This window comes from Gemmatimonadota bacterium (assembly GCA_026387915.1).
In the GTDB taxonomy this organism is placed as follows: domain Bacteria; phylum Gemmatimonadota; class Gemmatimonadetes; order Gemmatimonadales; family Gemmatimonadaceae; genus Fen-1231.
The window spans coordinates 37,936-49,825 of sequence record JAPLKS010000006.1 but is presented as its reverse complement, the minus strand read 5'-3'; the positions used below and the strand labels follow the sequence as shown (position 1 = coordinate 49,825).

Genomic DNA, 11,890 nt, shown 5'->3' with positions numbered 1-11,890 from the left:
TGCTGGCCGTCCCGTGTCGCCGACGCTTGATCCGAAGCTCACCGACATCAACCCGTCCGTTCGCGCGGAGCTGCGCGCCCTCGACGCGGAGCTGAAGGCGGCGCAGGGGAAGACGAGCGACAAGGTGACGAAGGCGCACCTGACGGATCTCCGCCATCGCATTGCTGATGCGATCAAGGGGAAGGCCGGGAAGGACGACGAAGAAGGGTGAGTTCGGGCGCCGCGTGATGCGGTGAACAAAAAGGGCCGGTCGCCGTGAGGCGGCCGGCCGTTTTGTTTTGCGGTACGGTTAGTTGATCGTGAGGACGGCGGTTTGGCCACCGCACGTCACGAGGATCTGCACCGTGCCTGCCGACTGTCGAGTGATCAGCGCATCGCGATGGGCTGCGTCGGACGACACATTAATCGCGACGATGCTCTGCGTCTGAGCAGTCCAGTTGAACGTGCAGGAGCTGCTGATGTCGGCACCGAGCGAGTTGAAAGCGGTGGCACGTACTGACGCGACCGTGTTGTTGGTCGAGAGTGTAATGACAGCACTACAACCCGTCGCGGCCCGATCACAAACGGTCAGGCGATCCACAGATCCTGCGGTGACGGTCAGATCCACAGTGTTCGCGGCACCACCCGCCGACGCGGTCACCTTCCCGGTACCCGGAGCGAGCGGCGTCAGCACCCCCGCCTCCGAAATCGTCGCAACATTCAGATTCGAAAAACTCCACCGCACCGTCGACGTCCGCCCCGTCCCATCGTTCACATCCGCGAAGTACTGCTGCGTCCGCCCCACAATCAGCGAATCACTCCCACGCGTGATGTTCACGCCAGTGGGCGTCACCGAAATGGCAGCGCTCGCCGTCAAACCACTTCCGGTCGCGAACAGCGTACCAAAGCCAGTGCCCTTTGCGGAAAACAATCCGGTCGACGACACCGACCCAATGAGCGGATCAGAGAAGGTCCACTGCACCACCGATGCCGCACCCGTTCCATCAGAAACGGCGGCGGCAAACTGCTTGGTGGATCCAATCGTGAGCACAGCAGTCCCAGGCGTCACCGTGATGCTCGTGGGCGACACATGCACCGCAGCGGAGGTACTGATCGCGCCCGACGCCGCAGATGCCGTGATGTTGGCATCGCCCGAGCCGGTCGCCGTAAAGAGCCCTGTGGAGGAAACGGTCCCCACGCTGGCATCCGAGATGAACCAACTGACATCCGACGCCGCACCCGTGCCGTCCGCGACAGAGGCGCGCAGTTGCGCCGTCTTACCCACCTGAAGATTGAGTGTCGTCGGCGACACCGTGATCCCCGATGGTGTCACGGTGACTGTCCCGGTGGCTTTCAGATCGCCCGGCGCGGTCACCGTAACAGTGCCGGTGCCACTCCCACGCGCCGTAAAGAAACCGCTCGACGAAATAAGCCCAGCCGAAGCATTTGAAAATGACCAGGTGACCGGAGTGGAGCCGCCGAGCCCGTCGAGGACATCAGCCTTGAGCTGCACCGTTTGGCCAACCGGAAGCGTGACCGCCCCCGGCGAGAGATTCAACCCAGCCGGCAACACGGAAACAGCGGCGGTCACGCTGAACGTGTCCACCTGCACTTTCACGATCGCCGAGCCTACGGCCTTGGCGGAAAACACACCACTCGTGCTAATGGAGCCAACGGCGCTGTTATCGAGCGACCACGTCATCGCCTCTTTCCCTGTGCCGCCAGTGACCGTCGCGGCAAAGGTTGTGCTCTTCCCCACGAGGAGACTCGTCGCGCCAGGCGTCACCGCGATCTTGCTGATCGGCGGAATCTCCGCACTCGGCGCACTGGTGTCCTTGAGGCAGGCGCTGGCAAACACCACTAATGACAGCGACCACAGGGAGTGCTTCATCAATCTCCTCGCACGTAAAATCCCCCTCGGGCTGTCCCGGGGGTGACAACTATAGACAGTGTATATAGATACGACATTGTTGCCCTAGTTTCCAGTATCGGCAGGAAAAAGGCGTGCGAATAATCTCAGATTTGCCCTTTCAGGCCACCCAAATAAGTGGCAAAATTAGGACTCGCGCATCAACAGCCAGCGTCCCCTAGTACTGGGTACAGCGCCAAAACAGCTAGCGCTCGGCGAGCACACCGAGATTGTGTTCAATCGCCGCCGAGCTCCCGCACTTAGAGACGACCGACAACGGTGCCGAGGTAACGTCCGGCTCCTGTTATACGTTTGTACGTAGTTATAGTTGCTCGCCCACACCCTGCTGCACGGAGTTCCCTGCGATGTCGGTCTCGTTCAAGGTCAACGGCAAAGCCGTTACGGTTGACGCCCCGTCGGATATGCCCCTGCTCTGGGTGCTACGCGACGTGCTCGATCTCAAAGGAACCAAGTTCGGTTGCGGTGTGGCGCAGTGCGGCGCCTGTACCGTGCACCTGAAGGGCGTGCCGGTGCGGTCGTGCCAGATTCCGGTGTCATCGCTCGGGGGGCTGGAAATCACCACCATCGAGGGGCTCTCCAAGGACGGTACGCATCCACTACAGGTTGCGTGGCAAGAGATTGACGTGCCCCAGTGTGGCTACTGCCAGGCCGGCCAGATCATGTCGGCCGCCGCGCTCCTCGAGCAGAAAAAGAAGCCCACCGACGCCGACATCGACCAAGCGATGGGTGGCAATATCTGCCGTTGCGCCACCTACAATCGCATTCGCAAAGCCATTCACCGCGCAGCCGACATCAAGAACGGCGGCGCCTCCACTGCGGCGCCCAGCGGCGCAGCCAAGTAAGGAGACGCCATCATGACTATTTCTCCGATTGTTGATCGCCGCGATTTTCTGCGCGCCGTAGCCATTGCCGGCGGCGGCGTGCTCTTTGGCGCGTATGCGCGCCGGCTCGACGCTGCCCCCGCGGGCGCGCACCTCGCCGACGATCCGTTCGTGCCCAACGCCTTCATTCGCATCATGCCGGACGGCAAAGTCACGATCATCGGCAAAAATCCTGAAGGGGGACAAGGGATCAAGACGTCGCTGCCGATGATCATCGCCGAAGAACTCGATGTGGATTGGAAGATGGTCACCGTTGAACAGGCGATCAGCGATCAGTCCAAATACGGCATTCAGTTTGAGGGCGGCAGTTTGTCCACCCCCATGAACTACGACCTCATGCGCCAGATCGGCGCGGCGGCGCGTTTCATGCTCGTCGCAGCAGCGGCCAAGACGTGGGGCGTTTCGGAGAGCGAGTGCACCACCGCGCACGGCGCCGTGACGCACGCCGCGAGCAAGCGCACGTTGCCCTATGGCAAACTCCTCGCCACTGCGGCCACCATCACTCCGCCGGAGATGGTGCCGGCCGTGAACGGACCGCCGGGCGTTTCCAAACTCCCGCTCAAAGACCCCAAGAACTTCAAGATCCTTGGCACGCGCGTGCCGCAGGTCGACGACAAGAAGATCGTCACGGGGAAGCCGCTCTTTGGCATTGACGTCGTGGTGCCGAACATGCACTACGCCGTGTTTGAAAAGTGCGCCGTGTTCGGCGGCAAGGTCGTGAGCGCTAATGTCGACCGCATCAAGGCGATGCCGGGCGTGAAGGCCGCGTTCGTCGTGGAAGGCGGCGACGCGCTCGACGGGCTGCTCAGCGGTGTGGCGATTGTGGCCGATAGTTGGTGGCACGCCAAGACGGCGCGCGCTCAGCTACAAATCACGTGGAACGAAGGCGCCACGGCGCAAGAGAGCAGCGACGGCTACACCAAGCGCGCGATGGAGCTCTCCAAGCTCCCGGCCGAAAAAGTCGTGCGCAAGGACGGCGACATTGATGCCGCGCTCAAGGGCGCCGCGCACACCGCCGAGGGGGCGTACTACTATCCGTTTATTTCGCATGCGACGCTCGAGCCGCAGAACTGCACGGCGAACTTCAAGGATGGCAAGCTCGAAATCTGGGCGCCCACGCAGATGCCGCAGCCAGGTCGTCAGCTCGTGTCGAAGACGATGGGGATCGCGGAGAACGACATCACCATTCACCTCACGCGTATTGGCGGTGGCTTTGGTCGTCGTCTCAAGAACGACTATATGGTTGAGGCCGCGTGGATTGCGCGTCAGTCCGGTTTGCCGGTGAAGTTGCTCTGGACGCGTGAAGACGATATGCATCACGATCACTATCGCCAGGCCGGCTACTACTGGCTCAAGGGTGGCGTGGACGCCAATGGTGCGCTCGTCGCATGGCGCAATCATTTCGTGATGGATGGCGTCGCGGCGAATCAGTTCCCCGCGCGCTTCATTCCCAACTATCAGCTCGAGACGTCGGCATTGCCGCACGGCGTGCCGATTGGCGCACTGCGCGCGCCGGGCAGCAACGGCCTCGCGTTTGTGATTCAGTCGTTCATTGACGAACTCGCGCACGCTGCTGGCAAGGATCCCCTGCAGTTCCGAATTGATCTCCTGAGCCAGACGCTCGTCGCGTCTACGGGTCCGGCGGACGCACGCATTCTGGACGCCGAACGCATGAAGGGCGTGCTGGAACTGGTGCGCGAAAAGTCTGGCTGGGGAAAGAAGAAACTTCCCAAGGGCACGGGAATGGGTGTGGCCTTCCACTTCAGCCATGCGGGATACTTCGCGGAAGTCGTGCAGGCTACCGTCAGCGCCAAGGGCGTGCTGAAGATCGACAAGGTGTGGGTCGCCGGCGACATCGGCCGTCAAATCACGAACATGAGTGGCGCCGAGAATCAGGGACAGGGCGCGGCCATCGACGGCATTTCCGAAGCGCTGGGGCAGGAGATCACGATCAATGCTGGGCGTGTGGTGCAGAACAACTTCGACACGTACCAGTTGCTCCGCATGCCGGTGGCGCCGCCGGTTGAAGTGCATTTCCGAATGACCGACAATCCGCCGACCGGGCTCGGTGAGCCAGCATTGCCGCCGGTGATTCCGGCGTTGTGCAATGCGATCTTTGAGGCGACGGGTAAGCGAATCCGGTCGTTGCCGATTGGGACGCAGTTGAACGGATGAGTAGTCGCCGGGCCAAGCCGCGTGAAGCGGCAGCAAAGCCTGCGCAAGCGGAGCCGCCGCGTCTGTGGATCGACGCGGCGGTCGCCGCATTGGTGCTCGCGGTGGTGGCGTATCTCGCACGCGCCGCGGTGACGCCCGACGGCGTGGCGTATTTTGAAAACGCTGAACTATTTGCGCGTGGGCAATGGTGGGAGGCGATTCAGGGGTATTGGTCGCCGGGGTATTCGTGGCTCCTGATGCCGGTGGTATGGATTGCCGGCGACGACCGCGCGCTCTTCCTCGCGCTCGCTCACCTCGTTCAGGCTCTGCTCGGCGGTGTGGCCCTTTGGCTCTCGGTCGCTGCCGTGCGGAAGCACGTGCCGGCGATGGCGCAGCGTGCGGTGTTCTGGGCCTGCGCATGGATCATCGTGCGCTGGCTCACGCAGGAACTGCTCACACCTGATCTCTTGCTGTGCGTCATTGTGCTGGCATTTGTCTCGCGCTTTCCCGCGAACTCAGTGCGAGACGAACTGTGGCTCGGTCTGTTGGCCGGCGCCGGCTTTCTCGTCAAAACCAGCATCTGGCCTTGGCTGTTCGCGGCTGCCGCGATTCCGTTGTTTCGCGCGTGGCGCGCTGGTGATTATTCGACGCTTCCTCGCCGCTCCATGGCGATAGGCACGTCAATTATCGCCGCGTTTGTGGTGGTAATGAGCGTGCACGCTGGGCGCCCGACGATCGGAAGCGTTGGGCCGCTCAACGCCAGCTGGTATCTCGGAGATCTCGACCGTCGCACACCCGATACTGATCGAGGCCCGCACGCGACGAAGACCACGATGCACATTCCCATCAGCGCCTCGCTTCCCTACCACGATCTTCGCGGCAGCACGCGCACCTATGCGCCGTGGTCCGACCCCGAGGCGTGGACGCGTGGGATTCCCGAGGCGGCACGACCGTCGCTGAGCGTGCGTCAGGCGCTCAAGAGTTGGACGGAGAACGCAAGCATCGTCGGGCGGTGGATGGTACCACTGGGCGTCGGCCTCGCGTGGTGTGTGCTCTGGCTCGGCGCGCCTGCCTCGGGGAAGACTCGCACCGAAGCGCTTCTCGATCGACCGATGGTACTGGTTGGCGTTCTTGGCACACTGGTGTTCTGCGCCACGCACGCCGAAACGCGGTTGCTCGCTCCGTCGGCGTTGCTCTGCCTGTTCGGTGCGTGGCCCGCAACGGCGCGATACAAATCACACGAGCGCTTTGCATGGGCGCTCAACGCGTGTATGCTCGCAACCATCGTACAGCTCGCCATGTACGTGGCGCCGCTCCCGAAACTCCTCACGGAAAACGTCGCGTTCGAGGCCGACCGGCACCGCTATCTCGACGAACAACTCGCGAGACGTCCTGTGAGTGGCGCGATCATTTACGGACCCGCCGTCAACTGGATGGGCGCGCTCTGGCGCCATCACATGCACGTGGCGGTGCAGGTCGGCGCTGAGGGCGTAGCACAACTGAAGGGGATATCCCAGAACCAACGGCTCGAATGGTTCCACGAACGCTTCGGCCCCGAGGTACTGGGCGAGGGCGAGGCCGTGGTGCACAAGGTGAACGGCCAGGTGCGCGCCGACTGGGAGTTTATCGCCTGGTAGGTACGGCACGACACCAGCGGCGTTGACCACTCGCTTACGCCGTAGTCACGCAAGCCAGCCTACGGCGTCGCCACCAACACCGCCTTCAACGGCAACGCCCGCACCGTCTCCCGCACCGCCGGCAGCGCCACCTCGTGCCCAAAAAACAAATCCGCCCAGTCGGCTAACGCCCAGCCGCGCTGCACGCCGTTCACCCAGAAGCCGCCCACTTCCTGCTGCCCAAAGCCCGGCTCACTCCGACGTGAGAACGGACGCCAGCCTGTTTCGTATTCAAAACTGATCACGCCGCTCCAACGCACCGAGCCGTCCTCGGCGAGAATGGTGAGCGTGTCGCCATCGTGGAGGATGTGCAGGTTTTGGTACGGCCGCGTGGCCGTGGAGTAATCGGTGGTGAACGCCCAGCGTACGCCGTCGGAGCCGGGTTCGTAGCTCCAGTCCAGCGTCCCCTCAATCGGGACGTCGTAGACGATCGTCCGCAGTTCATCGTGGTCGCCGCCGGCTTCCAGCGGGTCAACCATGTGTATCGATTCAGCCACCGTATGACTCTCCCCGATGCGTGAAGCCGCTCTACCCTCAGTAGTTTCGGCCGCTTTCGGCGAATGGTGAGGGGGCTGCGGAATCCGGTATCACATCCTGTGCCGAGCAGATACTATTGGTGCACGGTTCCCGCCTGTCCTTGCATCCTCGATAACGCCACTCGCTCCGCCAATGTCCATCTCACCGGTTGCCCCAAAGTCGACGCCGTCGTTTTCGCTGCGCCGCGCGTTTGAGGAGCAGTGGCCGCCACAGGACCGCAAGGCGCTGGTGATCCTGCTCTACACGGCCGTGGCGATGACCGTGAACTACTACTTCGCGCGCCACGCGAATGCAGTGGCCACGCTCCGCTTGTTCGGCATTGCGCGCGGCGCCGACGCGGCGGCGCGATTTGTGTCAGAGAGCGCCAACCCGCAGTTGCTCGCGTTGCAATGGTGGGTGTCGTTCTTTGTCCTCACGTACATCGTGCTCCCGGCGCTCCTGGTGACGCGCCTCTTTCGCGAGTCGCTCGCCGACTACGGTGTGCGATTCCGCGGGGCCTTGCGCGACTGGAAAATCTTTCTCGCGCTGTTGGTCATCGTCCTGCCGATCATTTGGCATTTTTCCGCGACGCCGGCCTTTCAGAACCGCTATCCGTTTTACCGACTGGCACCGGGGGAACCCCTGAGCGCCGCGCTTTTGACCTGGGAGGCGTTTTACCTCGTGCAGTTTGCAGGCACAGAGTTTTTTTACCGCGGCCTCCTGGTCCAAGGACTCCGCGAGCGGTTCGGCACGCTCAGCGTAGCGGTGATGGTGGTGCCGTACACAATGATCCACTTCAACAAGCCGTTCCCCGAAACGGTGGGCGCGATCATTGCCGGAATGGTGCTGGGTTCGCTGAGTTTCCGCAGCCGCTCCATCGTCCTCGGCGTACTCCTGCACTGGGCGGTAGCGCTCACGATGGACGCGGCCTCCCTTTGGCATCGCGGGGTGCTCTAGACAACCGGCAAGGCGGTTACACGCTTTCGTTATTTCATCCGGCACACCGCGTTTTTCAGCAGAGCTGACGGGGACATTTTGTCTCCTTGCGCACCGTAGACTCGGGGAGACATTTTGCAAGCCGTCACCGTTCAAACGGATGCGGCTTCCCCCAGCGGCACCGCTTTATTGCTTCGATCTGAGTATCGGATCGCGGACGCCGCTCCCACCTCGAGGCCACCTCCGTGCCCCTTCGCTTTCGCTCGCGCCTGCGCCGGCGTGCCGCAACGCTTGCCTTGCTTGCCGGTGCGACCACGGCCCTTGCTCTCGCGTGTTCCGATAACCCCACGGAACCCGGTCCCGTCCAAATACCGCTGAAAGTATCCCCAAAGCTTTTGATATTTGAGCTTCAGGCGACAGGCGTCTCTTCGCTCGCCATCATGACGGTAGATGCGACGTCAAGCCGAGATGATTGGACGCTGACCACCACCATTTCGGGGTCTCCAAGTTTCACCGCCAGGCCATGCACCGACAGCGGCGTGCTCAAGGCGCACTCCCAATGCAATCTCGAAATCACATATCGGCCACCGACGCGCGCGGTTGCCGGCACCCTCCCCGACAGTGCGGTCATTCAGATTCACGCCACCAGGAGTGAAGGGATTGACACGCTCCTGACGGCACTCGTTTTCGGCACCGCGATCCAAGCAGAGCCCTCCCGTCTGCCAAGCGCATTTTCCATCTCACCAAGTCCGTATGATTTCGGCTCCGTGGCGGTGCGGGAGATGCGTTTTTACTTCTTTAACATTACGAACACCTCGTCATACACGGACACGATCGCGACGGTCAGTGTTGCCACCACGCGATTTCCAAACACGTGGATGCTCCAATACCCCCCTACCGGCGGTTGTTCTACGCCAGCAGTCCTTGCGGCGCAGCAAAGTTGCAAGCTTACCGTCTCGTACACCCCACAGGCGGCTGGCAAGGACTCCACCCAGCTCCTCGTGCGCAATAACCGCGGCAACCAGTTCGCGGCGGTGCTCACGGGTGTGAGCGTGGCACCGTCATTTGGAACAACACCCGCAAGCCTCAACTTCAGCCGCACCGCGATCGGCGACAGCACCGGATTGTACGTACAAATTCTCAACAGCGGCAACTCGAATCTTGATGTAACAAGAATCGTGGCGTCCCCTGAGTTCAGCGTCCTCGGCGAGTGCGTGAACTCGATACGTCCCAATACCGCCTGTACCATCCTGGTGTGGTTCAAACCCACTGGCAAAGGGCGCCGTTTGGGCACTCTGAGCTTCACCGATAACGCGGAGGGAAGTCCGCACCGCATGGCGCTCACCGGCCTCGGTGGCCCGCCAGTCCCGGAGGTCCGACTCCAGCCGTCGAGCATTGACTTCGGCGCCGTTCAGCTCGGTGCGACAAGCTCACCACAATCAATCGTCTTCTCGAACGTCGGAGACGCGCCGCTCCTTCACTGGCGCCCAGGGTTGCTCAGCGACCAGGCGACGCCAGGCAATTTCATCGTCACGTGGCAGGACGGCAACTGCCCCACGACGTTGGCCATCAACGCGTCGTGTACTGCCACCGCGCTGTTCCAGCCAACGCACATTGGAAGCCAATCCGGCACATTTAGCATCTTCGATCTCACCGACGGCGAGGTGGAGTACAAAGTCGCTCTCGCCGGACATACGCCCAAGACGGCGATCGCGGTGATCACCCCGGACAGCATCGGGTTTGCCCCGACAGCCGTGAACGCGACGCAGAGCGCCCTGGTCCACATCTCCAATGGGGGTGACACGACGCTCACGGTTCATCCGTCCGCAAACCTCGCGCCGCCATTCTTCCTGCCCCTCGTGGGGCTAACGTGCAACTATCATTACGGCGCCGACGGCATTTTCTATGAAATCGCCCCCAACACCGGATGTGGCGTCCCCGTATTCTTCGAGCCGACCGTAGTCGGCTCGTTTGCCAGCTCGCTCACCTTTACCTTCGATGCGGCCGGTAGCCCAAAAGTGGTGAAGCTCACCGGAAAAACAGCGGAGCCAAAAGCCGTCTTCGACTCCACCTCGCTCAACTTTGGCCGAGTGACCGTCGGCGATACGAGCGCGTCAAAAGTGCTCGCGCTGACCAATACCGGTGACGCGACGCTCCACATCAGTACCGTTGACGCGAGCGCGCCGTTTTCGCTGCGCGCTACCAACTGTGGAAAAACGCTTGAGCCGCTCGCGAAGTGTACCTTCACACTGTATGCGGCTCCCACGAATACGGTGCCCTCCACCGGCACTTTCACAGTGGCGTCAGACGCCGCGTCGAGCCCCACCAAGGTTCCGCTGTCGTTGGATGCGCACCATCCAGGATGGCTCGCCTACTCGGACTCGGCGCCGGCCTTCGGAAATGTTCCGATTGGTACCACGGCAACCAAGACCGTGACGATATCGAATGCGGGAGGTTCGGCCGTGGAGGTGGGCGTCCTCGGTCCCACCCAGCTTCCGGAACTCAATGGGACGAACTCGTGCCCTCCCTCGCTCGATCCCAATAAATCCTGTTCCGTCAGCCTAACCTTTAGTCCTACAGGTACCACGGGTTCCCGCTCGTGGCCGTACGTGGTGCGCCGTCGCACCAACCTCGCTGAGGGATACAAGAACGACACCCTCCGCGTGACCGGCACCGCCACCGCCGCGACCACAAAACTCAGCGTCACGCCGTCGTCCGTGACCTTTGCATCCGTTCCGGTCGGCGTGACAATCAACGGCAACAGTAATGTCACGCTCCGGAACAGCAGCACAAGCGCCATCACCATCAAGTCGATGACCACCGGCAGTACGATCTTCGCCGTGAGCAACGCCTGCTCAAATAGTTTGGCGGCCGGCGCCTCGTGTACCGTGATCCCCCTGTTTACCCCCGCCGCAGTGGGGCCGGTCACGGGGAGTATCTCCATCGTACACACCGGCAGTAGCACCGGGGCCGACACCACGTCCGTGGTCGCGCTCAGCGGCACCGCCACCTCTGCGGTCACCGTCCAACTCAGCACGTCGAGCCTGCAGTTCCCATCCACCGCCGTCGGCTCGCAGTCGGCCGTCCAAACCATCACAATCACCAGCCTCGGCGACCAGCCCCTGCGCATCAACGACGTTCGGGTCATCGGCGGCGACTTCACACAGACCTCCGATTGCGTGAACGCCATCTTGCCGCGCCCCAACGTCTGCACGATCAACGTGACCTTCGCGCCGAGAACCGCCGCCGATCTCACCGGCGGAATCGAAATTACCGACAACGCCAACATCGGTCAGCAGTCGGTGCGCTTGAGCGGCACGGGCACTTCAGGTGGTGGTGGTGGTGGTGGTGGCGGCGGCACACCCACCTTCTCCGTCAGCCCATCCGACCACGACTTTGGCACCATCACGGGCGGTTCACCCGCCGTCAGCAAAACCTTCACCGTCACCAACACCGGCGGCGGCTCGCTCACCTTCTCAAACTTTGAGTGGTCCACCACCATGGGCACGGGGAACACCACGAGCACCGAAGGCTTCACCGTGAGCAACGGCTGCCAAGGCGCGTCACTCAGCGCCAATCAAAGCTGCACCTTTACCGTCACCATCAGCGGTGCGACGGCACGCAACGAAGCGGGGCCGCACAACGACTGGTTCGAAATCACGCACAACGCCTCGGGGTCGCCGAGTAGCGTCGGCGCGCAATACTCGAGACCATAACGCGGCACGGCCGCCGGCCCAGCACGGCAACCGCAACAATCGAAGCACGACCAGCAGTAACAACAGCAACAACATCAGCAACATCAGCAACAACAGCAACAA

At 62.3% G+C, this 11,890-nt stretch carries 8 protein-coding genes; 6 read left to right on the top strand and 2 right to left on the bottom strand.

The genetic code is table 11. The annotated features are described in order from the left end of the window. Positions 1-211: hypothetical protein (locus NTZ43_02435; GenBank protein MCX5766069.1), on the top strand; the 211-nt coding region annotated here is incomplete at its 5' end. 78 nt (positions 212-289) lie between these two features. Here NTZ43_02435 and NTZ43_02430 read toward each other — a convergent pair. Continuing rightward, a complete protein-coding gene (locus NTZ43_02430; GenBank protein MCX5766068.1) occupies positions 290-1,870 on the bottom strand; it encodes an Ig-like domain-containing protein in 1,581 nt (526 codons plus the stop codon). A 383-nt stretch (positions 1,871-2,253) separates the two neighbouring features. Here NTZ43_02430 and NTZ43_02425 point away from each other — a divergent pair, with 383 nt between their 5' ends. From NTZ43_02425 to NTZ43_02415, 3 genes are read left to right on the top strand one after another with little or no spacing between them, the layout of a single operon-like run. Beyond that, positions 2,254-2,751 (top strand): (2Fe-2S)-binding protein, encoded by a 498-nt coding sequence (locus NTZ43_02425; protein MCX5766067.1) that lies wholly within the window; start codon positions 2,254-2,256, stop codon positions 2,749-2,751. Between the two features lie 12 nt (positions 2,752-2,763). Next, positions 2,764-4,965 carry a molybdopterin-dependent oxidoreductase gene (locus tag NTZ43_02420; GenBank protein ID MCX5766066.1) on the top strand — a complete coding sequence of 734 codons (2,202 nt, stop codon included), beginning with the start codon at positions 2,764-2,766 and terminating at the stop codon, positions 4,963-4,965. Next, complete coding sequence (locus tag NTZ43_02415; protein MCX5766065.1) at positions 4,962-6,581, top strand: hypothetical protein; 1,620 nt, start codon at positions 4,962-4,964, stop codon at positions 6,579-6,581. Before NTZ43_02420 ends, NTZ43_02415 begins: the two co-directional genes overlap by 4 nt. A 59-nt stretch (positions 6,582-6,640) precedes the next feature. Here the strand turns inward: NTZ43_02415 and NTZ43_02410 are convergent, their stop codons facing one another. Next, the gene (locus NTZ43_02410; GenBank protein ID MCX5766064.1) at positions 6,641-7,117 is read right to left on the bottom strand and encodes a hypothetical protein; all 477 of its coding nucleotides are present in this window, start codon (positions 7,115-7,117) and stop codon (positions 6,641-6,643) included. 172 nt (positions 7,118-7,289) lie between these two features. On the opposite strand from NTZ43_02410, the gene NTZ43_02405 reads away from it, so the two are divergent. Then, complete coding sequence (locus NTZ43_02405; protein ID MCX5766063.1) at positions 7,290-8,093, top strand: type II CAAX endopeptidase family protein; 804 nt, start codon at positions 7,290-7,292, stop codon at positions 8,091-8,093. A gap of 419 nt (positions 8,094-8,512) precedes the next feature. Further along, positions 8,513-11,788 (top strand): choice-of-anchor D domain-containing protein, encoded by a 3,276-nt coding sequence (locus tag NTZ43_02400; protein MCX5766062.1) that lies wholly within the window; start codon positions 8,513-8,515, stop codon positions 11,786-11,788. Positions 11,789-11,890: the final 102 nt, after the last annotated feature.

Coding starts and splice junctions, on each gene's coding strand:
- NTZ43_02430 (MCX5766068.1), bottom strand. CDS start 1,870: ATGAAGCACTCCCTGTGGTCGCTGTCATTAGTGGTGTTTGCCAGCGCC.
- NTZ43_02425 (MCX5766067.1), top strand. CDS start 2,254: ATGTCGGTCTCGTTCAAGGTCAACGGCAAAGCCGTTACGGTTGACGCC.
- NTZ43_02420 (MCX5766066.1), top strand. CDS start 2,764: ATGACTATTTCTCCGATTGTTGATCGCCGCGATTTTCTGCGCGCCGTA.
- NTZ43_02415 (MCX5766065.1), top strand. CDS start 4,962: ATGAGTAGTCGCCGGGCCAAGCCGCGTGAAGCGGCAGCAAAGCCTGCG.
- NTZ43_02405 (MCX5766063.1), top strand. CDS start 7,290: ATGTCCATCTCACCGGTTGCCCCAAAGTCGACGCCGTCGTTTTCGCTG.
- NTZ43_02400 (MCX5766062.1), top strand. CDS start 8,513: ATGACGGTAGATGCGACGTCAAGCCGAGATGATTGGACGCTGACCACC.